Below are 21,389 nucleotides of genomic sequence, written 5' to 3'. Positions count from 1 at the left end.
TTATGATGAATCAGGAACAGCTCAAACAGCAGCTTATCGCATGGCGTCACCATCTGCACGCCAACCCGGAAAGCGCCTTTGAAGAGGTAAAAACCGCGCAGTTTATTGCCGAAAAACTCCTGAGTATGGGGATTGAGGTGCATCGGGACATTGGCAAAACCGGGCTGGTGGGGGTGCTGAAATGCGGGGAGGGTAAAGGTGTCATCGCGATCCGCGCCGATATCGACGCGATTCAACTGACCGAAAAGAGCGAAATCTCTTATCGCTCGGACACGCCAGAACGCATGCATGGCTGCGGTCACGACGGTCATACTTGTATTGCGCTGGGGGCAGCGCAGCTGTTGTTACAGCGCCAGAACTTCAATGGCACTGTCTGCTTTGTCTTCCAGCCAGCCGAGGAACCGGGTTACGGTGCGAAAGCAATGATGGCGGACGGGTTAATCGGGCGCTTTGGCATTGAAGAGATATATGGCCTGCATAATATGCCGGGCATGAGGGCGGGGACGATAGCCACCCGGGTTGGTGGCATTATGGCCAGCGAAGATAACTTTATTATTCGCATTACCGGCCAGGGGGCGCATGCCGCGCGTCCGCATATGGCCAAAGACCCGCTGGTGATTGCGGCGGAAATTATTCTTGCACTGCAAACCATCGTATCGCGCAACGTCGATCCTAACGTGCCGGCAGTGATCTCCTGTACGGAACTGCACACCGACGGCATCCGCAATGCCATTCCGACCCATGTCGAAATCAAAGGCGACACCCGTAGCGATTCTCCGCAGGTGCAGGCTCTGCTGGAGGAGCGGATGCGCACCATCAGCGAAGCGATTTGTGCTATGCACGGGGCGCAGTGCGAATTCATTTACACCCATGAGTTCGCGCCGACGGTGAACTGGCAGGAATGTGTAAATGTGGCCGTGAACGCGGCGATCAATGTGGTGGGTGCGCAGAACGTTGAAGGTAACGTCGCTCCGATGATGATCTCTGAAGATTTCGGCGCTTTCCTGCAGCAAGTGCCTGGCTGCTTTGTCTTTTTAGGTAATGGTGATGCGTCGGACCCGCAGGGTAATACGCCGCTACACAATGCCTGCTATGACTTTAACGATGAGATTTTACTGACCGGCGCGGAGTATTTTGCTGAGATCGTCAGAACCCGTCTGCCGCTGTAGAGTGAGCAAAAGCAAAAGGGTCCCTGCATCGCAGCAGGGATCCTTTTTACGGGAAATCAACTGGCTATTTTAACCTGTGGCAGGTCGAACGCTTTACGCAGCGCCCGCACGAAGGCTTTGTCATGACAGATGGTTTTGCCCGGGCTGTCGGAGAGTTTCGCTACCGGCTTGCCGTTACATTCCACCAGTTTAATCACGATATTCAGCGGTTTTACCTGTGGAATATCGCAGGTCAGACGGGTGCCGATCCCAAAGGCCAGATTTACGCGCGAGGAGAAGTGCCGGTACAAGCCTACCGCTTTTGGCAGGTCGAGATTATCGGAGAAGACCAGCACTTTGCTCATCGGGTCGATGCCCAGCTTTTGATAATGGGCAATCGCTTTCTCACCCCACTCCAGCGGATCCCCGGAGTCATGGCGCAGCCCCTGATAGGCGGTGGCGAACTCAGGCCCGAAATCGCGCAGGAAGGCGTCCATGGTAATACAGTCGGTTAAGGCAATACCGAGCTGGTTCGGGTACTCATCAAGCCAGGCCGCCAGCGCCGCACGCTGGCTGGTCGCCAGCTCCGGACTGATCTGCTGATGCGCCTGGAACCACTCGTGCGCCTGGGTGCCCATTGGGGTCAGGTTCAGACGGCGGGCCAGATCGTAATTGCTGGTGCCGACAAACCACGGCTCCTGCTGCAGCCGCTCGACGATGGCCTGCTGCACCTCGCGGGAGAAACGGCGGCGGGTGCCAAAATCCATCAGACGGAAACGCGACATATCCAGCGAGTCGGTCAGTTGGGCAAAATCCACCAGCTTCTGTTCCAGCGTCGTCAGCGCCAGCTCAACGCTCGCCTCCGGGGAACGGAAGCGGTGCACCAGCTCGCTGATCACCGCCAGCAGCGGCACTTCCCACATGATCACTTCCCGCCACGGGCCTTCAAGGCGGATGTGCAGCTTGCCGTTATCATTGCTGATTTTTACCTGGGACGGGTCATAGCGGAAATGGCGCAGCCACTGAAGGTAATCTTCTTTAAAGAAGGGCAGGCTGGAAAGCCACTGGAATTCATCATCCTGCAGACGAAGATGCTGCATTGCGTCGACTTGCTCACGGATGGCGTCAGCATAGATCCCCAGCAAATCGTCACCACGGCAGCGGAATTCAGCCGCGACCTGTACGTCGTGGTATTGGTGGAAAACGGCTTGCTGCATATGCAGTTTGTACGCGTCGGTATCCAGCAGCGTATGCAGAACAGGAGAAGCGAATTGAGTCATAGGTGCGCAGTAGCATCCTCTCACGGGAGCGTTTAGTACAATAAACGACTAATGAAACCGCTGGAGTATACCTTGTTTAGCGATTTATTGAACCCCGATCACACCATAAGCCTGGACCAGGGTCGAGAGCATTTCGTGCCGCGTGTTATAAAAATGTAGCAAATAGAGTGTTTGTGACTGAAAAGATGAACATTCTGCATAGCGCGATTTAGACAACAGGAATAGACTGGTTCGTTATTCGACAAACGATGCAAAAGGTTTTCTATGACACAACAGCCTCAAGCCAAATACCGCCACGACTACCGTGCGCCGGATTACCTGATTAGCGATATCGATCTGACTTTTGACCTGGATGCCACAAAAACCGTTGTGACGGCGGTAAGCCAGGTGACGCGCCACAACGCCACGGCGGTGCCGCTGCGTCTTGATGGCGAGGACCTGACCTTAGTGTCGGTGCAGGTGAACGACACCCCATGGACCGACTATAAAGAAGAAAATAACCAGCTGGTGCTGGATAACCTGCCGGAACGTTTTACATTACGCATCGTTAACGAGATTAGCCCGGCGTCTAACACCGCACTGGAGGGGTTATACCAGTCGGGCGTGGCGCTCTGCACCCAGTGTGAAGCCGAAGGTTTCCGTCACATCACCTGGTATCTCGACCGCCCGGATGTACTGGCCCGCTTTACCACCAAAATCATCGCCGATAAAGCCACCTATCCGTTCCTGCTCTCCAACGGTAACCGCGTAGGCGAGGGCGAGCTGGAAAATGGCCGTCACTGGGTACAGTGGCAGGATCCGTTCCCGAAACCGTGCTACCTGTTTGCGCTGGTGGCGGGTGATTTTGACGTTCTGCGCGACACCTTCACCACCCGTTCAGGGCGTGAAGTGGCGCTGGAGCTGTTTGTCGATCGCGGCAACCTCGACCGCGCCCCGTGGGCGATGACCTCGCTTATCAACTCCATGAAGTGGGATGAAGAGCGTTTCGGTCTCGAGTATGACCTCGACATCTATATGATCGTCGCCGTCGACTTCTTCAATATGGGCGCGATGGAGAACAAGGGCCTTAACGTCTTTAACTCCAAATATGTACTGGCGCGTACCGATACCGCCACCGATAAAGATTACCTCGATATCGAGCGCGTCATTGGCCACGAGTATTTCCATAACTGGACCGGCAACCGCGTCACCTGCCGCGACTGGTTCCAGCTGAGCCTGAAAGAGGGCTTAACCGTCTTCCGCGATCAGGAGTTCAGCTCCGACCTCGGCTCGCGGGCGGTGAACCGCATCAATAACGTGCGCACCATGCGCGGCCTGCAGTTTGCCGAAGACGCCAGCCCGATGGCGCACCCGATCCGTCCGGACAAAGTGATCGAGATGAACAACTTCTACACCCTGACGGTGTATGAAAAGGGTTCTGAAATTATTCGTATGATCCACACCCTGCTGGGCGAAGAGAATTTCCAGAAAGGGATGCAGCTCTATTTCGAGCGCCATGACGGCAGCGCCGCCACCTGCGACGATTTCGTGCAGGCAATGGAAGATGCCTCTAACATCGATCTCTCCCATTTCCGCCGCTGGTACAGCCAGGCCGGTACGCCGGTTGTAACCGTTAAAGACGACTACAACCCGGAAACCGAGCAGTACACCCTGACCATCAGCCAGCGCACGCCGCCGACTGCCGAGCAGGAAGAGAAGCACCCGCTGCATATTCCGTTCGCCATTGAGCTGTACGATAACGAAGGTAAGGTGATCCCGCTGCAAAAAGGCGGCCATCCGGTGCATAACGTGTTGAACGTGACCCAGGCCGAGCAGACTTTCATCTTTGATAACGTCTACTTCCAGCCGGTACCTGCGCTGCTGTGCGAATTCTCCGCGCCGGTTAAGCTGGAGTACAAGTGGAGCGATCAGCAGCTGACCTTCCTGATGCGTCATGCGCGCAACGACTTCTCCCGCTGGGATGCGGCGCAGAGCCTGCTGGCGACCTATATCAAGCTGAACGTCAATCGTCATCAGCAGGGGCAGCCGCTGTCGGTACCAGCGCATGTTGCCGACGCCTTCCGCGCAATTCTGTTAGATGAGAAGATCGATCCGGCGCTGGCGGCTGAAATCCTTACCCTGCCGTCGGTAAATGAAATCGCCGAGCTGTTTGAGATTATCGATCCGATCGCTATCGCGACGGTGCGTGAGGCCCTGACCCGTACTCTGGCAACCGAGCTGGCGGATGAGTTCCTGGCGGTCTACAACCACCATAAACTGGACGCCTATCGGGTTGAGCATGCCGATATTGGCAAGCGCTCACTGCGTAACACCTGTCTGCGCTACCTGGCGTTTGGGGAGACGGCGCTCGCCGACGAACTGGTCAGCAAGCAGTATCACACGGCCGACAACATGACCGATGCGCTGGCTGCGCTGGCTGCCAGCGTTGCCGCAGAGCTGCCGTGCCGTGATGCCCTGATGCAGGAGTATGACGACAAATGGCACCAGGATGGTCTGGTAATGGATAAGTGGTTCATCCTGCAATCCACCAGCCCGGCGGCGGATGTGGTGAACAAGGTGCGCAGCCTGCTCAATCACCGTTCGTTCACTCTGAGCAACCCGAACCGCGTCCGCTCCCTGATTGGCGCCTTTGCCAGCAGCAACCCGGCCGCCTTCCATGCGGAAGATGGCAGCGGCTACCAGTTTATGGTGGAGATGCTGACCGAGCTCAACAGCCGCAACCCGCAGGTGGCGTCGCGTCTGATTGAGCCGCTGATCCGTCTGAAACGTTACGATGAAAAGCGTCAGGCGAAGATGCGTGCCGCGCTGGAGCAGCTGAAAGGGCTGGAAAATCTGTCTGGCGATCTGTACGAGAAGATCAGCAAGGCGCTGGCCTGACAGAAAGCCGGGTAAGGCGAAGCCGCCACCCGGCAATGCTGTGCGGCCTGATGCCCGGTGGCGCTACGCTTACCGGGCCTACCTAGACCGGGCAGGCGTAAGTGCCGCCCGGCTTTTTTTATCCGTGCTTTCTGATGGGCACCTCACTGGCACCGCGCTTCATCACCCGCTCCAGGACCTCCGCTTCCAGCTCCGCCAGCCGCGCCGAACCCACCCGGCGAGGGCGAGGAAGGTCAATTGTCAGATCCAGCCCAATCTTGCCCTCCTCAATGAGCAGTACGCGGTCCGCCATGGCAACGGCTTCGCTCACATCATGGGTCACCAGCAGTACCGTAAAGCCGTGCTCCTGCCATAACGAGACGATAAGATCCTGCATCTCAATCCGCGTCAGCGCATCCAGCGCCCCCAGCGGCTCATCCAGCAGCAACAGCCCCGGGCGATGGATCAGCGCCCTGGCCAGCGCTACGCGCTGTTTCTGACCCCCTGACAGGGCGGCAGGCCACTCCCCGGCGCGATTGTCCAGCCCGACGGCGGCCAGCGCCTGTAATGCCTGCGCTTTCCAGTCGCCTTTCAGCCCCAGCCCCACGTTATCAATGACCGATTTCCACGGCAGCAGTCGCGCATCCTGGAACATCATCCGGGTATCGTCCTGGATCTCCGCCAGCGGGGTGTTCCCGGCCAGCAGTTCGCCGCTGTTCGGCGCCTCTAGCCCGGCCAGCAGGCGCAGCAGGGTGCTTTTGCCGCCGCCGCTGCGGCCTACCACCGCCACGAATTGCCCGGCGGGAATATGCAGCTCCAGTTCGTTCAGAATGGTGTTTTCACCGTAGCGTTTGGTGACGCCGTTAAGCAACAGCGGCGTCCCCTGGTTTAAGCGAGCCGTATTCATGCGTGTGCCTCCTTTATCGCGTAGGCCGGATTCCAGCGCAGCCAGCGGCGTTCCAGCCACTGGGCGCTGACATCCGCCAGTTTACCGAGCAGGGCGTAGAGAACGATGGCCACCACGACCACGTCGGTCTGCAGGAATTCGCGGGCGTTCATCGCCAGGTAGCCGATACCCGAGTTGGCGGAGATGGTTTCCGCCACAATTAACGTCAGCCACATCAGACCGAGGGCGAAGCGCACGCCGACCATAATGGAGGGGAGGGCGCCCGGCAGGATAACGTGGATAAACAGGGCGAAGCCGGACAAACCGTAGCTGCGCGCCATCTCCACCAGCCCGCGATCGATATTACGAATGCCGTGCCAGGTGTTGATATAGACCGGGAAGAGGGTGCCGAGGGCGACGAGAAAAATCTTCGCCGTTTCATCGATACCAAACCAGAGGATCACCAGCGGGATCAGCGCCAGATGTGGCACGTTGCGCAGCATCTGGATCGAGGTGTCCAGCAGACGCTCGCCCCAGCGGGAGAGACCGCTGATCAGCCCCAGCGTCAGGCCAATCGTCCCGCCGATGGAAAAACCAATCACCGCGCGCCAGGCGCTGATCGCCAGATGCTGCCACAGCTCGCCGCTGGCGCTCAGGGACCAGAAGGCCTCCACAACCCCCTCCGGCGACGGCAGGATGCGGCTTGAGAGCCAGCCCACGGAGGAGGCCAGCTGCCAGATAAGCACAATGCCTGCGGGAAGCAGCCAGGGGGCAATGCGCAGCAGCCATTTTCGGGAAGAATGAGCCATGCGCTCTCCTTAGCTCTGGGCGACTTTACGCGGAATAAATTCGTTGGCGACCGCTTCGCCCTGCTGCAGGAGCTGTTGCGGCTGCGGGATCTCCGGAATGGCGACATCCAGATGGGGGAACAGCAGTTCGCCCACCTTGTAGGCCTCCTCCAGATGCGGATATCCCGAGAGAATAAAGCTGTCGATACCGAGGTCAGCGTACTCATTAATACGCGCCGCCACGGTTGGGCCATCCCCCACTAAGGCGGTACCCGCACCGCCGCGCACCAGCCCCACGCCGGCCCACAGGTTCGGACTGATCTCCAGATTTTCTCTTTTACCGTTGTGCAGGGAGGCCATTCGGTGTTGCCCCACGGAATCGGTGCGGGCAAACGCGGCCTGCGCTTTGGCAATGGTGTCTTCGTCCAGATGCGAAATCAGGCGATCGGCGGCCTGCCACGCCTCTTCAGTGGTTTCGCGCACAATCACATGCAGACGAATGCCGAAGCGGACTTTACGACCCCGCGCCGCGGCTTTGGCGCGCACCTGTTCGATTTTCTCTTTTACCAGCGTCGGCGGTTCGCCCCAGGTGAGGTAGAGATCCACCTGTTCGGCGGCCAGATCCTGGGCAACGTCCGATGAACCGCCAAAATAGAGCGGCGGACGCGGCTGCTGGATCGGCGGGAAGTAGAGTTTCGCGTCACGCACGTGGATATGCTTGCCCTCGAAGGTGACGCTCTCACCCTCCAGCAGACGACGCCAGACCTGAGTGAATTCCGCGGAGGCTTCGTACCGCGCGGTGTGATCCAAAAAGACGCCATCTCCCGCCAGCTCCTGTGGATCGCTGCCGGTCACCAGGTTAAACAGGGAGCGGCCATTCGACAGACGGTCGAGGGTCGCGGCCTGGCGTGCGGCTACCGTCGGGGAGGTCACGCTGGGACGCAGGGCCACCAGAAACTTCAGGCGTTGGGTCACCGGGATCATCGACGCCGCCACCAACCACGCATCTTCGCAGGAACGACCTGTCGGGATCAGCACCCCGGTAAAACCAATCCGGTCGGCGGCCTGGGCGATCTGCTGAAGATAAGCATGATCCACCGGGCGTGCGCCCTCGTCGGTGCCCAGATAATGACCGTCGCCGTGGGTAGGTAAAAACCAGAACAGATTCAGACTCATGATTTATCTCCTTTCGAGGCAGTGGGCTGCCAGATGCGGTCGCGAATAACGATTTTTTTCGGTACCAGATGGTTGTCGTAAAACAGGTCGGCGGTTTGCTGCTGTAACACGGCGATTTTCGCATCCACCGGTTTGATGACGGTTGGCGGGCGATGGTCAAGGTAGGTAGCAATGACCGGCTCCGGCAGACCCATCGATTTTGCCAGCAGGGCGATACTGGCCTGGCGCTGGCTCTGGGTGAGGGCGTCCGCTTCGCTAAAGGTATCCAGCACACCCTGAATAAAGGCACCGTTCTTCTCGGCATAGGGGCGTGCGGCAAGGTAGAAAGAGCCGGTCTGTTTCAGGGTTTCGCCATCTTTCAGTACTCTCACGCCCCCCTGCAGCAGCACCGCAGAGTAGTAAGGGTCCCAGATAGCCCAGGCATCGACATTCTTTTGCTGGAAAGCGGCGCGGGCATCCGACGGGGAGAGATAGACCGGCTGAATATCCTTAAAGGTCAGGCCCGCCTGCTGGAGCGCGCGCAGTAAAAGGTTGTGCGAACTGGAACCTTTCTGGAAAGCCACTTTGTGGCCTTTCAGATCCACCACGCTCTTAATCGGGCTGTTTTCAGGCACCAGAATCACTTCGGCTTTCGGTTTTGGCGGCTCAACGCCGACGTAAACCAGATCCGCGCCGGCGGCCTGGGCGAAGATCGGCGGGATATCGCCGGTACTGCCAAGATCGATACTGCCGACGTTCAGCGCCTCCAGCATCTGCGGGCCAGCCGGGAACTCAACCCAGGAGAATTTGGTGTCCGGGTAGCGTTTTTCCAGCAGCTGATGGCTCTTCGCCAGCACCATACTGACGCTGCCTTTCTGATAGCCAATACGCAGATTGTCGGGCGCGGGCTCTGCGCCATGCGCCAGTGCGGAGAGAGCCACCAGACCTGCCAGACTCAGGCGTGCGAGGGATTTAAACATGGGCGACCCCTTTCTGAAGACCAAAGGCTGGAACCTGCACGTCGCGGCGATGCAGCGCCTGCCAGAAGGTCTCCAGCGCGCTGTCGAGGCGGGTTTGCAGGTTCGGGGTAAAGTGCGGTTTGTGCTGGTAGTCGATGACCTGAGAATCATCGGCAAACACGCCGTGCAGGATCTCCTGGGCTTTCAGGACGTTGAGCACCGGTTTCAGGGCGTAATCCACCGCCAGCAGATGGGCCACGGTGCCGCCCGTCGCCAGCGGCAGGACGACTTTGCCCTCTAACGCGCGCTCCGGCAGCAGATCGAGCAGGGTTTTCAGGGCGCCGGAGAACGAGGCTTTATAGATCGGCGTGGCGACGATCAGCCCATCGGCCTCTTTTAACTGTTCATTCAGCGCCTTCAGCGCAGGGCTGTCGAAGCGGGCATAGAGCAGATCTTCCGGGGCAAAATTTTGCAGATTCCAGTGGAATACCTCCACATCCAGAGAGGTAAGCTGCTCCCGGGCGTACTCCAGCAGTGCGCTGGAGCGGGAAGGGAATCGCGGACTGCCGGCCAACGTAATGACGCGCATAGATGCTCCTTATAACCAATTATTTGCTTTTACCTAACATTGATAACATTTGTTGGCAGTGTGGCACCGCTGGCTTATTCCGCTAAATGATTTATCCGCAAGATAAATGCCGAAAATTGAATAAAGGAGAGGTGAAAAGTAAACGATTGCGCAGCACGGGGCTTTTTTTGCCTCAGGTCAATTCCCTTTCCCGCTGCGATCGCAGATAATACGCCCCCGGTTTGCACACCGGGAATCCAGGAGAGTTCATGTACTACCCCTTCGTTCGTAAAGCCCTTTTCCAGCTCGATCCTGAGCGCGCTCATGAATTAACGTTCCAGCAGTTACGCCGTATTACGGGAACCCCGCTCGAAGCGCTGGTGCGCCAGAAAGTGTTGGATAAGCCGGTCACCTGTATGGGGTTAACCTTTAAAAACCCACTGGGTCTGGCGGCAGGGCTGGATAAAAATGGCGAGTGCATTGATGCACTGGGTGCGATGGGCTTCGGCTCCATCGAAATTGGTACCGTCACACCGCGTCCGCAGCCGGGCAACGACAAGCCACGCCTGTTCCGCCTGGTAGAAGCCGAAGGGCTGATTAACCGCATGGGGTTTAATAATCTCGGTGTCGATCACCTCGTTGAGAATGTGAAAAAGGCCCATTTCGACGGCGTATTAGGCATTAATATCGGCAAAAATAAAGACACGCCGGTCGAGCAGGGCAAAGATGACTACCTGATCTGCATGGAGAAAGTCTACGCTTACGCTGGATATATTGCGGTGAATATCTCCTCGCCTAACACGCCAGGTCTGCGTACCCTGCAATACGGCGAAGCGCTGGATGACTTATTAACCGCCATCAAAAATAAGCAAAATGAACTCCAGGCGACGCACCATAAATATGTGCCGGTCGCCGTTAAAATTGCGCCGGATCTGACTGAAGAAGAGCTGATTCAGGTGGCCGACAGTTTAGTTCGTCATAATATTGATGGTGTTATCGCTACCAATACCACGCTCGACCGCGCTTTAGTTCAGGGGATGAAGCACTGCGATGAAATGGGTGGCTTGAGCGGACGCCCGGTGCAGTTAAAAAGCACCGAAATAATTCGTCGTCTGTCGCAGGAATTAAATGGCCGCTTACCGATTATTGGGGTTGGCGGGATTGATTCAGTCATCGCCGCCCGTGAAAAAATGGCTGCTGGCGCTTCGCTTGTTCAGATATATTCCGGCTTTATTTTTAAAGGTCCGCCGCTGATTAAAGAAATCGTTAATCACCTCTAACCTTTTAGCATGACTGACAACCAGGGCTTTATTTCCAGCTCTGGTTGTTTTATATTCCCGGACTGTTGCTTTATTAGACATAGTAGTCTTTGATTACTGAGGTTAAAAAAACGAAGCGGCAATAAGGACTTTCTTACGACAGGACGTTTCGGGAACGGGAGAGACAGATGCGAATTAAACCTGACGATAACTGGCGCTGGTATTTCTGCGAAGAGCACGATCGTATGATGCTCGATCTGGCCAATGGTATGTTGTTTCGTTCGCGTTTTGCCCGCCGGATGTTAACCCCGGACGCCTTTGCCGATACCGGTTTTTGCGTCGATGATGCCGCACTCTATTTCTCTTTTGAAGAGAAGTGCCGTGACCTGGAACTGTCGAAAGAGCAACGCGCTGAACTGGTGCTCAATGCGCTGGTGGCGATCCGCTTCCTCAAACCCCAGATGCCAAAAAGCTGGCACTTTCTTGCCCACGGTGAACGCTGGACACCGACAATCGGCGACGCCGCCTGTGTCAGCCTGAGCGAAAATGGTGAGCAGGTGAATTTGCTGGTGGTGGAGCCGGGCGACAACGCTGCGCTCTGTTTACTGGCGCAGCCCGCGGTGACCATTGCCGGGCGCACCATGCAGTTGGGCGACCCGATTAAAGTGATGAATGACAGGCTGAAACCGCAACCGGTCAGCTTCAGCCTGGAACAGGCTGTTTAAGCCTCGAGCTGTAACGACGTTTTCGGCACACAGCTACAGCACAGGATTGTGCCATCGCTGCCAATGGCCGATTTCTTCAGCGCGCTCACTTCCCCCTCAACCAGCGTGATGCGACAGCATCCGCAAATCCCCGCACGGCAGGAGTAGGGCACGCGAATCCCAGCCTGTTCAAGCTGCTCCAGTAACACCTGCTGATTGTTACCGCGAATGGTCTGTCCCTGCCACTGGATGGTCACCGCCGTTGCAGGCTGCACTTCCATGTCGCTGGCCTCTTCTTCGGCACCTGCGCCGTAGATGCGGCCCGGGGCGGTCGAGAGGATCTCCACCTCGTCGCCCACGCGGATCACTCCGCTGGAGCGCGGGATCAGGTTCTGACCGAAATCGACATCACCATTATCCTGCGCGGTGCGGAAAGATTGCAGAGTTTTCAGCGGTTCGCCAGCCGGATGTTTCTGCCCCTTTTCCGGGCTGACGGTGGTAAAGATGCAGCGGCTGCAGGGTTTCACCACGTCAAAAATGACCTCGCCGATGCGGATCACTTTCCAGGTGTCCTCTTCCCAGGCGGCAGCGCCGGTCACCACCAGGTTCGGGCGGAACTGCTCCATCTGCACGCTGGCCGGGCAGCGCTGTTGCAGGTCGCGCAGCGAGGCTTCGTTAGTGAGCAGATACGGGAACCCGTCGGCAAAAGAGAGCGGCACCGCGGCAAACTTAGCCACGCGTCGCGTCAGCTCCGGCCCAACCCAGCGCAGCTGAACCGGGCGGGAAAAGAATTCGCTCAGCCAGCGGTTGATCGCATCCGGGGCGATACGGGCGGTAAAGTGGTTGCCCCAGACTTCGGTGGGCGCATCCGCTGGCGCAAAATCGCTGAAACGGACGATACTACTGGAACCATCCGGCGCAGTCAGATGGAGACCATCCTGAACCGGCGCCGGGATGAAGCGAACCATTTGCGGGAACTGGCGTGCGGTAATAAATGTGCCATCCAGCTCTGTGACCATAAAAATGCGATCAAAGGCAAAACCGCTGACATCGGCAAGGGCATGGGTGAGCCCAATACCCCGCATGGATTTAACCGGATGAATGAAAAGCCTGGATAACGTCGCCACGGCGCAGCCCTCAAATGAAAATAAGCCCTCAACTTTATGACATAGAGCCCAGATTGGCTATAATGCGCAGCAATTTTCTTAGAGTAAAAGTGACGATATGAATTCTCTGTTTGCCAGTACGGCCCGTGGGCTGGAAGAGCTGTTAAAAACTGAACTGGAAAACCTGGGCGCGCAAGAGTGCCAGGTGGTTCAGGGTGGTGTCCATTTTCAGGGCGACACGCGGCTTATTTACCAGAGCCTGATGTGGAGCCGCCTGGCCTCACGCATCATGTTGCCGATGAGAGAGTGCAAGGTTTATAGCGATCTCGATCTTTATATTGGCGTGCAGACTATCGACTGGACAGAGATTTTTGCCCCAGGCGCCACTTTTGCCGTGCACTTCAGCGGCCTGAACGATGAGATCCGTAACAGCCAGTACGGGGCGCTGAAGGTCAAAGATGCCATCGTCGACTGTTTCACGCGCAAAAATCTGGAGCGTCCGAACGTCGATCGTGAAAATCCGGATCTGCGCATCAACGTTCGCCTGAATAAAGAAGTCGCCAGCATTGCGCTGGATCTGTGTGGCGAAGGCCTGCACCAGCGCGGCTACCGCGATCGTGCCGGTATTGCGCCGATCAAAGAGAACCTTGCGGCCGCCATCGTGATGCGTTCCGGCTGGCTGCCGGGTACGCCGCTGCTCGATCCGATGTGTGGTTCCGGTACCCTGCTTATCGAAGCGGCGATGCTGGCAACCGACCGCGCGCCGGGCCTGCATCGCGGCGCGTGGGGCTTTAAGGGCTGGGCTCAGCACGACGAGGCCATCTGGCAGGAGGTCAAAGCCGAAGCCCAGACGCGCGCACGTGCCGGGCTGGCAGCCTATGAATCCCGTTTCTATGGTTCTGACAGCGACGCCCGCGTAATTGAACGCGCGCGCAGCAACGCCCGCCGCGCCGGGATCGGCGAGCTGATCGCCTTTGAGGTTAAAGATGTTTCCCAGCTCACCAATCCGCTGCCAAAAGGCCCGTACGGCACGGTAATCAGCAACCCGCCTTACGGCGAACGTCTGGACAGCGAGCCTGCGCTGATTGCCCTGCACAGCCTGCTTGGGCGCACCATGAAGGATCTGTTTGGCGGCTGGAATCTCTCGTTGTTCAGCGCCTCCCCTGAGCTGCTGAGCTGCCTGCAACTGCGCGCCGAGCGCCAGTTCAAGGCCAAAAACGGCCCGCTGGACTGCGTGCAGAAAAATTACCATCTGGCCGAGAAAGAGGCGGACAGCAAACCTGCCACCATCGCGGAAGATTACGCCAACCGCCTGCGCAAGAACCTGAAGAAATTTGAAAAATGGGCGAAGCAGGAGGGGATTGAATGCTATCGCCTGTATGACGCCGATCTGCCGGAATACAACGTGGCGGTCGATCGCTACGCCGACTGGGTGGTCGTGCAGGAGTATGCTCCGCCTAAAACCGTCGATCCGCAGAAAGCCCGTCAGCGTATGCTCGATATTATTGCCGCGACCATCAGCGTGCTGAATATCGCCCCGAACAAGCTGATCCTCAAAACCCGTGAGCGTCAGAAGGGTAAAAACCAGTATGAGAAGATGAACAGCAAGGGCGAGTTTATCGAAGTGGGCGAATATAACGCGCGCCTGTGGGTGAACCTCACCGACTATCTCGATACCGGGCTGTTCCTCGACCACCGCATTGCCCGCCGCATGCTGGGCCAGATGAGTAAAGGTAAAGACTTCCTGAACCTCTTCTCCTATACCGGCAGCGCCAGCGTACATGCCGGCCTGGGCGGTGCGCGTACCACTACCACCGTGGATATGTCCCGCACCTATCTGGAGTGGGCGGAGCGCAACCTGCGCCTTAACGGCCTGACCGGCCGCGCGCACCGCCTGCTGCAGGCTGACGTGCTGGGCTGGCTGCGAGAAACTGAAGAGCAGTTCGATCTGATCTTTATCGATCCGCCGACCTTCTCGAACTCCAAACGCATGGAAGAGTCTTTCGATGTCCAGCGCGACCATATTGCGCTGATGAAAGATCTTAAACGTATGCTGCGTAAAGGCGGCACGATCATGTTCTCGAACAACAAACGCGGTTTCCGCATGGATCATGAAGGGCTGGAAAAACTGGGGCTGAAAGCACAAGAGATCAGTCAAAAAACTCTGTCCCAGGATTTTGCCCGTAACCGTCAGATCCATAACTGCTGGCTGATTACCGCGGTCTGAAAGGAAAAGTAAATGTCATTAATTAGTATGCATGGAGCGTGGCTGTCGTTCAGCGACGCGCCGCTTCTCGATAATGCTGAGCTGCATATCGAAGATAACGAACGCGTCTGTCTGGTGGGGCGTAATGGTGCCGGAAAATCGACGCTAATGAAGATCCTCAACCGCGAGCAGGGGCTGGATGACGGGCGTATTATTTACGAACAGGATCTGGTCGTGGCGCGTCTGCAACAGGACCCGCCGCGCAACGTTCAGGGCAGCGTTTACGATTTTGTTGCCGAAGGCATCGAAGAGCAGGCCGAATATCTGAAGCGCTACCACGAGATCTCGCATCTGGTGATGACCGACCCCAGCACCAAAAACCTGAATGAGATGGCGCGCCTGCAGGAGTTGCTGGATCATCATGGCCTGTGGCAGCTTGAAAACCGTATCAACGAAGTGCTGGCGCAGTTAGGTCTGGAAGCGGACATGCCGCTGGCCTCGCTTTCTGGCGGCTGGCTGCGTAAGGCGGCGCTGGGCCGGGCGCTGGTCAGCGGGCCGAAAGTGCTGCTGCTTGATGAGCCGACCAACCACCTGGATATCGAAACCATCGACTGGCTGGAAGGGTTCCTGAAAACCTTCAACGGCACCATTATCTTTATCTCGCACGACCGTTCGTTTATCCGCAATATGGCGACCCGTATTGTCGATCTCGATCGCGGCAAGCTGGTGACCTATCCTGGCGGTTACGATACCTATCTGCTGGAAAAAGAGGAAAACCTGCGGGTAGAGGAGCTGCAAAACGCAGAGTTCGACCGCAAGCTGGCGCAGGAAGAGGTGTGGATCCGTCAGGGCATTAAAGCGCGTCGTACCCGTAACGAAGGCCGCGTCCGTGCCCTGAAAGCGATGCGCCGCGAGCGCAGCGAACGCCGCGAGGTGATGGGCAGCGCGAAGATGCAGGTCGAAGAGGCGAGCCGTTCAGGCAAAATCGTCTTTGAGATGGAGAACGTCAACTACCAGGTCGACGGCAAGGTGCTGGTGAAGGACTTCTCCGCCCAGGTACAGCGCGGCGACAAAATCGCCCTTATCGGCCCGAACGGCTGCGGTAAGACCACGCTGCTGAAGCTGATGCTGGATCAACTTAAGGCCGACAGCGGCCGCATCCACTGCGGTACCAAGCTCGAAGTGGCGTACTTCGACCAGCACCGCGCTGAGCTGGATCCGGATAAAACGGTGATGGACAACCTCGCCGAAGGCAAGCAGGAAGTGATGGTGAACGGTAAGCCGCGCCACGTGCTGGGCTATCTGCAGGACTTCCTGTTCCATCCAAAACGGGCGATGACCCCGGTGCGTGCACTCTCTGGTGGGGAGCGTAACCGCCTGTTACTGGCGCGTCTGTTCCTGAAACCCAGCAACCTGCTTATTCTTGACGAACCGACCAACGATCTTGACGTTGAAACGCTGGAACTTCTGGAAGAACTGATTGATAGTTATCAGGGAACTGTGATGCTGGTCAGCCACGATCGTCAGTTCGTGGATAACACCGTTACCGAATGCTGGATCTTCGAAGGCCAGGGCCGAATTGGCCAGTATGTGGGCGGTTATCACGATGCCCGTGGGCAGCAGGCGCAATCGCAGGCGACAAAACAGTCAAAAGTGAAGGTGGAAGCGGAAGTTGCTGTTCCAAAAGCAGAAAATAGCAAACGCACCACGGCCAAATTAAGCTATAACCTTCAGCGCGAACTGGAAGGCTTGCCGCAGCGTCTGGAAGAGCTCGAAGCCAGTCTGGAAAGTTTGCAGGCTCAGGTGGCAGACGCGTCATTCTTCAGCCAGCCGCATGACTATACTCAAAAAGTTCTGGCCGATATGGCCCTGGCTGAGCAGGCGCTGGAAGAGGCATTTGAACGCTGGGAATATCTTGAGGCTCTGAAAAACGGCGCATAAGTTAAACATGGAGCCAGTATGTGTGAACATCACCATGCCGACCGGCATATTTTATGCTCACAGTGCGATATGCTCGTGGCGCTTCCCGTGCTCGAGCATGGCCACAAAGCGGCATGCCCGCGCTGCGGGACAACGCTGACAACAGAGTGGGACGCGCCGCGGCAGCGTCCTACTGCTTATGCCATTGCTGCGTTGTTTATGCTCTTTCTCTCCAATCTGTTCCCCTTTATTAATATGAAGGTGGGGGGCATCACCAGCGAAGTCCATTTGCTGGAGATACCCCGCGTGATGTTCTCAGAGAATTACGCCAGTCTGGGAACATTCTTTTTACTTTTCGTCCAGATCGTACCGGCGTTTTGCCTGGTGGTTATCTTACTGCTCGTGAACCGGGCGCATATGCCCGGGGCACTGAAGATCAGGCTGGCGCGGATCCTGTTCCAGTTGAAAAGCTGGGGGATGGCGGAGATTTTCTTAGCCGGTATTCTGGTGAGCTTTGTTAAGCTGATGGCCTACGGCGATATCGGCATTGGCAGCAGCTTTATTCCCTGGTGCCTGTTCTGTATCCTGCAACTACGCGCGTTTCAGTGCGTGGATCGCCGTTGGGCATGGGACGATATCGCCCCTGCGCCCGCGTTGCCGCAAACGCTGCAACCCGGCGTGCCGGGAATCAATCAAAATTTGCGCTTATGCGCCTGCTGCACAGCGATCCTCCCTGCCGACCAGTATGTCTGCCCGCGTTGCGCAACAAAAGGGCATGTGCGGCGTAAAAACAGCCTTCAGTGGACCATGGCGCTGCTTATTACGTCCATGATCCTCTATCTCCCGGCCAATATTCTGCCGATTATGATTACCGACCTGCTGGGCGATAGAATGCCATCGACCATTATGGCCGGGGTTGTACTGTTATGGAGTGAAGGCTCCTATCCGGTTGCGCTGGTGATCTTTATCGCCAGTATTATGGTTCCCACGCTCAAAATGATTGCGATTGCCTGGCTCTGCTGGGATGCCAAAGGGCACGGCAAGCGTGACAGCGAGCGGATGCATCTGATCTATGAAGTCGTGGAGTTTGTCGGGCGCTGGTCAATGATTGACGTCTTTGTTATTGCCGTCCTCTCTGCGCTGGTGCGTATAGGCGGATTAATGAGTATCTATCCCGCCATCGGAGCGGTGATGTTTGCATTGGTCGTGATTATGACCATGTTTGCGGCCATGACTTTCGACCCTCGGTTATCCTGGGATCGTGAGTCAGCGTCGAGCCATGAGGATGAATAAAAGCATGGAAAAGAAAAGCGGAGAGGCGAAAGTGCAGAAGGTCAGAAACTGGTCGCCGGTGTGGATTTTCCCCATCGTGACTGCCCTGATCGGTGCCTGGATCCTGTTTTATCATTACAGCCATCAGGGTCCGGAAGTGACGTTAATCACCACTAATGCCGAGGGGATTGAGGGTGGTAAAACCACCATCAAAAGCCGCAGCGTGGATGTGGGGGTCGTTGAAAGCGCCACCCTGACTGACGATCTGACACACGTAGAGATCAAAGCCCGCCTTAATGCTGGCATGGAGAAGCTGCTACACGGCGACTCGGTGTTCTGGGTGGTGAAACCGCAGGTGGGCCGTGAAGGCATCAGCGGTCTGGGCACGTTGTTATCCGGGGCATATATTGAACTGCAACCGGGCAAAAAGGGCGTCCAGCCAGCGGAATATCAACTGCTGGACTCACCGCCGCTGGCGCCACCCGATGCGAAGGGGATCCGCGTTATCCTCGACAGTAAAAAAGCGGGCCAGCTGAGTCCGGGCGATCCGGTATTGTTCCGCGGTTATCGCGTGGGTTCCGTTGAAACCAGCACGTTTGACACCCAAAAACGCACCATCAGTTACCAGCTGTTTATCAATGCGCCTAACGATCGCCTGGTGACCGGCAACGTTCGCTTCTGGAAAGACAGCGGTATCGCCGTGGACTTAACCTCAGCCGGTATGCGCGTCGAAATGGGTTCACTCTCTACGCTCTTCGGCGGTGGCGTTAGCTTTGACGTGCCGGAAGGGCTGGATCAGGGCCAGCCGGTGGCGCAGCACACAGCGTTCAAGCTCTATGACGACCAAAGAAGCATTCAGGATTCGCTCTATACCGACCATATCGACTACCTGATGTTCTTCAAAGATTCTGTCCGCGGCCTGCAGCCGGGCGCGCCGGTTGAATTCCGCGGTATCCGTCTCGGAACCGTCGGAAAGGTGCCGTTCTTTGCGCCGGGTATGCGCCAGGTGCTGGATGATGACTACCGTATTCCGGTGCTGATCCGCATCGAGCCGGAGCGTCTGATCAATCAGGTTGGCGATACGCCGGACATTGCTCAGCATATCGACGGGTTGATGAAGCGCGGCCTGCGCGGCTCGCTCAAAACCGGTAATCTGGTGACCGGGGCGCTGTATGTGGATATGGACTTCTTCCCGAAAGAGCCGCCGTTAAAAGAGATCCGCGAGTTTGGGGGCTATAAAATTATCCCGACCGTCAGCGGTGGCCTGGCGCAGATCCAACAGCGTCTGATGGAAACGTTGGATAAGATCAACAACCTGCCGCTTAATCCGATGATTCAGCAGGCTACCAACACGCTTAGTGAAAGCCAGGCGACGATGCGCCGACTGCAGGCTACGCTGGATAATCTGAACAAGCTGACCGCCAGCCAGTCGATGCAGCAGCTGCCGCAGGACATGCAGAAGACGCTGCGTGAACTGAACCGCAGTATGCAGGGCTTCCAGCCGGGCTCCGCGGCATATAACAAGATGGTGGCGGATATGCAGCGCCTCGATCAGGTTCTGCGTGAGCTCCAGCCGGTACTGAAAACGCTGAATACGAAGAGTAATGCGCTGGTATTCGAAGCAAAAGACAAAAAGGACCCTGAGCCGAAGGGGGCTAAATAATGAAAAAATGGCTAATCATCACCGCAGTGGCGCTTCTGACCGCCTGTAGCTCATCAGAGAACAAGAGCTATTATCAGCTGCCGCTGGCAGCGCAGGTGGGCGGGCAAACGACGGCCAGCCAGGGGAACCGCCTGCTGTGGGTAGAGCAGGTGGCAGTGCCGGATTACCTCGCCGGAAATGGCGTGGTTTATCAGACCAGCGATGTGCAGTATGTCATCGCTAACAACAACCTGTGGGCCAGCCCGCTGGATCAGCAGCTGCGCAACACGCTGGTCGCTAACCTTGGCAGCCAACTGCCGGGATGGGTGGTTGCCTCGCAGCCGCTGGGTAGCGACCAGGATACGCTCAACGTCAACGTGACCAACTTCCACGGGCGCTATGATGGCAGGGTGATCGTCAGCGGGGAGTGGCTGCTGAACCATCAGGGTCAGCTGATCAAACGACCTTTCCATCTGGAGCTGATCCAGCGAAAAGATGGTTACGATGAGATGGTAAAAGTGCTGGCCCAGGGCTGGGCGCAGGAGTCTGCCAGCATTGCGAGAGAGATCTCCCGACTGCCATAAGTAAAATTCATCGCACGGGGCCGCACTTAGCTTGATGCTAATTGCGGCTTTTTTTTCGTTTGTCCCTCAGGCGGTTACTTGTGCCGTGTCACAATTTTTGTACAAATGAACTTTTGTGTAGCTCACATTTATGACACTGGCGTGAATTTTGCGCATTGACGCTCGGCGGTAATCAGGGTATTCGTTATCTGTGATTGCACATTTTGTAATCACTGTTTTCTTTTCCACCAGATCAAATAATGAGGGAAACGAGGCATGAAGAGACAGAAACGAGATCGCCTTGAAAGGGCTCATCAACGTGGTTATCAGGCTGGCATCGCCGGACGTTCAAAAGAAATGTGTCCCTATCAGACCTTGAATCAGAGGTCACAATGGTTAGGGGGCTGGCGAGAAGCCATCGGAGACAGGGCAGTACTTGCTTGATAACGTCTCTTTAAAAAGAAACCTCCGCACTGCGGAGGTTTCGCCTTTATATGCTCTGGTAAAAGCAACAATCAGAATGCGGAGGTGTCCTGGAACAGACCCACTTTCAGGTCGTTCGCGGTATAGATCAGACGACCGTCGACCAGCACTTCGCCATCCGCCAGGCCCATAATCAGGCGACGGTTAACAATGCGTTTGAAGTGAATACGGTAGGTAACTTTTTTCGCGGTCGGCAGAACCTGACCAGTGAATTTCACTTCACCCACGCCCAGCGCGCGGCCTTTACCTTCGCCACCCAGCCAGCCGAGGTAGAAGCCAACCAGCTGCCACATCGCGTCCAGACCCAGGCAGCCTGGCATCACCGGATCGCCAATAAAGTGGCAACCAAAGAACCACAGGTCCGGATTGATATCGAGCTCTGCTTCTACGTAACCCTTATCGAAGTTGCCGCCGGTTTCCGTCATCTTCACGACACGGTCCATCATCAGCATGTTCGGGGCCGGTAACTGCGGGCCTTTCGCGCCAAACAGTTCACCGCGACCAGAGGCAAGAAGATCTTCTTTTGTATAGGATTCGCGTTTATCTACCATGTTCTCAGTATGCCTTATTTTAGTGAAGGACGCAGGATAGCTA

At 56.8% G+C, this 21,389-nt stretch carries 17 protein-coding genes and 1 pseudogene; 10 read left to right on the top strand and 8 right to left on the bottom strand.

All coding sequences use genetic code 11. The annotated features are described in order from the left end of the window. Nucleotides 1-5 precede the first annotated feature (5 nt). On the top strand, nt 6-1,169 hold the full coding sequence (locus tag DVA44_RS15890; RefSeq protein WP_114315433.1) for a M20 aminoacylase family protein: 1,164 nt from the start codon (nt 6-8) through the stop codon (nt 1,167-1,169). 56 nt (nt 1,170-1,225) lie between these two features. On the opposite strand, the gene pncB is transcribed toward DVA44_RS15890, so the two are convergent. Continuing rightward, nucleotides 1,226-2,428 (bottom strand): nicotinate phosphoribosyltransferase, encoded by a 1,203-nt coding sequence (gene pncB / locus DVA44_RS15885; protein WP_103823362.1) that lies wholly within the window; start codon nt 2,426-2,428, stop codon nt 1,226-1,228. Between the two features lie 264 nt (nt 2,429-2,692). Here pncB and pepN point away from each other — a divergent pair, with 264 nt between their 5' ends. Then, entirely contained in the window at nt 2,693-5,305 is a 2,613-nt protein-coding gene (gene pepN, locus DVA44_RS15880; RefSeq protein ID WP_114387512.1) for an aminopeptidase N, read from the top strand. 118 nt (nt 5,306-5,423) lie between these two features. On the opposite strand, the gene ssuB is transcribed toward pepN, so the two are convergent. From ssuB to ssuE, 5 genes and pseudogenes are all read right to left on the bottom strand, one after another. Beyond that, complete coding sequence (ssuB, locus tag DVA44_RS15875) at nt 5,424-6,191, bottom strand: aliphatic sulfonates ABC transporter ATP-binding protein (protein ID WP_114387511.1); 768 nt, start codon at nt 6,189-6,191, stop codon at nt 5,424-5,426. Then, nucleotides 6,188-6,979, bottom strand: a complete 792-nt coding sequence (ssuC, locus tag DVA44_RS15870) for an aliphatic sulfonate ABC transporter permease SsuC (RefSeq protein ID WP_114387510.1) — start codon at nt 6,977-6,979, stop codon at nt 6,188-6,190. The genes ssuB and ssuC overlap by 4 nt, the downstream gene beginning before the upstream one ends. Before the next feature lie 9 nt (nt 6,980-6,988). Further along, nucleotides 6,989-8,134, bottom strand: coding sequence for an FMNH2-dependent alkanesulfonate monooxygenase (gene ssuD, locus DVA44_RS15865; RefSeq protein WP_114387509.1), 1,146 nt, complete (start codon nt 8,132-8,134; stop codon nt 6,989-6,991). Continuing rightward, a pseudogene (locus tag DVA44_RS15860) lies at nt 8,100-9,093 on the bottom strand (sulfonate ABC transporter substrate-binding protein); the annotation flags it as partial. The gene ssuD and the pseudogene DVA44_RS15860, both read right to left, overlap by 35 nt. Next, nucleotides 9,086-9,661, bottom strand: coding sequence for an NADPH-dependent FMN reductase (gene ssuE, locus DVA44_RS15855; protein WP_114387507.1), 576 nt, complete (start codon nt 9,659-9,661; stop codon nt 9,086-9,088). The gene ssuE and the pseudogene DVA44_RS15860, both read right to left, overlap by 8 nt. Before the next feature lie 248 nt (nt 9,662-9,909). Here ssuE and pyrD point away from each other — a divergent pair, with 248 nt between their 5' ends. Continuing rightward, entirely contained in the window at nt 9,910-10,920 is a 1,011-nt protein-coding gene (gene pyrD / locus DVA44_RS15850; RefSeq protein ID WP_103823356.1) for a quinone-dependent dihydroorotate dehydrogenase, read from the top strand. Between the two features lie 167 nt (nt 10,921-11,087). Continuing rightward, nucleotides 11,088-11,624, top strand: a complete 537-nt coding sequence (gene zapC, locus DVA44_RS15845; protein ID WP_103823355.1) for a cell division protein ZapC — start codon at nt 11,088-11,090, stop codon at nt 11,622-11,624. Here zapC and DVA44_RS15840 read toward each other — a convergent pair. Beyond that, complete coding sequence (locus DVA44_RS15840; protein ID WP_114387506.1) at nt 11,621-12,730, bottom strand: YcbX family protein; 1,110 nt, start codon at nt 12,728-12,730, stop codon at nt 11,621-11,623. The two genes, zapC and DVA44_RS15840, sit on opposite strands and share 4 nt — an antisense overlap. Before the next feature lie 97 nt (nt 12,731-12,827). On the opposite strand from DVA44_RS15840, the gene rlmKL reads away from it, so the two are divergent. The 6 genes from rlmKL (at nt 12,828) to rmf (ending at nt 20,756) form a co-directional block, all read left to right on the top strand. Next, entirely contained in the window at nt 12,828-14,936 is a 2,109-nt protein-coding gene (gene rlmKL, locus DVA44_RS15835) for a bifunctional 23S rRNA (guanine(2069)-N(7))-methyltransferase RlmK/23S rRNA (guanine(2445)-N(2))-methyltransferase RlmL (RefSeq protein WP_103178950.1), read from the top strand. Between the two features lie 12 nt (nt 14,937-14,948). Beyond that, the gene (locus DVA44_RS15830) at nt 14,949-16,856 is read left to right on the top strand and encodes an ABC transporter ATP-binding protein (protein WP_114387505.1); all 1,908 of its coding nucleotides are present in this window, start codon (nt 14,949-14,951) and stop codon (nt 16,854-16,856) included. Nucleotides 16,857-16,874: 18 nt separating this feature from the next. After that, a complete protein-coding gene (gene pqiA / locus DVA44_RS15825; RefSeq protein WP_103823352.1) occupies nt 16,875-18,128 on the top strand; it encodes a membrane integrity-associated transporter subunit PqiA in 1,254 nt (417 codons plus the stop codon). Nucleotides 18,129-18,132: 4 nt separating this feature from the next. Further along, nucleotides 18,133-19,770, top strand: a complete 1,638-nt coding sequence (gene pqiB / locus DVA44_RS15820) for an intermembrane transport protein PqiB (RefSeq protein WP_114388439.1) — start codon at nt 18,133-18,135, stop codon at nt 19,768-19,770. Then, nucleotides 19,770-20,333 (top strand): membrane integrity-associated transporter subunit PqiC, encoded by a 564-nt coding sequence (pqiC, locus tag DVA44_RS15815; RefSeq protein ID WP_114315422.1) that lies wholly within the window; start codon nt 19,770-19,772, stop codon nt 20,331-20,333. The genes pqiB and pqiC overlap by 1 nt, the downstream gene beginning before the upstream one ends. A 255-nt stretch (nt 20,334-20,588) precedes the next feature. Then, on the top strand, nt 20,589-20,756 hold the full coding sequence (rmf, locus tag DVA44_RS15805) for a ribosome modulation factor (RefSeq protein WP_010429337.1): 168 nt from the start codon (nt 20,589-20,591) through the stop codon (nt 20,754-20,756). A 71-nt stretch (nt 20,757-20,827) separates the two neighbouring features. Here the strand turns inward: rmf and fabA are convergent, their stop codons facing one another. Next, entirely contained in the window at nt 20,828-21,346 is a 519-nt protein-coding gene (gene fabA / locus DVA44_RS15800) for a bifunctional 3-hydroxydecanoyl-ACP dehydratase/trans-2-decenoyl-ACP isomerase (protein WP_000227926.1), read from the bottom strand. Nucleotides 21,347-21,389 lie beyond the last annotated feature (43 nt).

Source organism: Leclercia sp. W17, from assembly GCF_003336325.1.
GTDB lineage: Bacteria > Pseudomonadota > Gammaproteobacteria > Enterobacterales > Enterobacteriaceae > Enterobacter.
This window is presented reverse-complemented; position numbering and strand designations above follow the sequence as displayed.

Coding starts and splice junctions, on each gene's coding strand:
- rmf (WP_010429337.1), top strand. CDS start 20,589: ATGAAGAGACAGAAACGAGATCGCCTTGAAAGGGCTCATCAACGTGGT.
- zapC (WP_103823355.1), top strand. CDS start 11,088: ATGCGAATTAAACCTGACGATAACTGGCGCTGGTATTTCTGCGAAGAG.
- ssuE (WP_114387507.1), bottom strand. CDS start 9,661: ATGCGCGTCATTACGTTGGCCGGCAGTCCGCGATTCCCTTCCCGCTCC.
- DVA44_RS15830 (WP_114387505.1), top strand. CDS start 14,949: ATGTCATTAATTAGTATGCATGGAGCGTGGCTGTCGTTCAGCGACGCG.
- pyrD (WP_103823356.1), top strand. CDS start 9,910: ATGTACTACCCCTTCGTTCGTAAAGCCCTTTTCCAGCTCGATCCTGAG.
- DVA44_RS15890 (WP_114315433.1), top strand. CDS start 6: ATGAATCAGGAACAGCTCAAACAGCAGCTTATCGCATGGCGTCACCAT.
- pqiC (WP_114315422.1), top strand. CDS start 19,770: ATGAAAAAATGGCTAATCATCACCGCAGTGGCGCTTCTGACCGCCTGT.
- rlmKL (WP_103178950.1), top strand. CDS start 12,828: ATGAATTCTCTGTTTGCCAGTACGGCCCGTGGGCTGGAAGAGCTGTTA.
- ssuD (WP_114387509.1), bottom strand. CDS start 8,134: ATGAGTCTGAATCTGTTCTGGTTTTTACCTACCCACGGCGACGGTCAT.
- pepN (WP_114387512.1), top strand. CDS start 2,693: ATGACACAACAGCCTCAAGCCAAATACCGCCACGACTACCGTGCGCCG.
- ssuB (WP_114387511.1), bottom strand. CDS start 6,191: ATGAATACGGCTCGCTTAAACCAGGGGACGCCGCTGTTGCTTAACGGC.
- pqiB (WP_114388439.1), top strand. CDS start 18,133: ATGGAAAAGAAAAGCGGAGAGGCGAAAGTGCAGAAGGTCAGAAACTGG.
- pncB (WP_103823362.1), bottom strand. CDS start 2,428: ATGACTCAATTCGCTTCTCCTGTTCTGCATACGCTGCTGGATACCGAC.
- fabA (WP_000227926.1), bottom strand. CDS start 21,346: ATGGTAGATAAACGCGAATCCTATACAAAAGAAGATCTTCTTGCCTCT.
- pqiA (WP_103823352.1), top strand. CDS start 16,875: ATGTGTGAACATCACCATGCCGACCGGCATATTTTATGCTCACAGTGC.
- ssuC (WP_114387510.1), bottom strand. CDS start 6,979: ATGGCTCATTCTTCCCGAAAATGGCTGCTGCGCATTGCCCCCTGGCTG.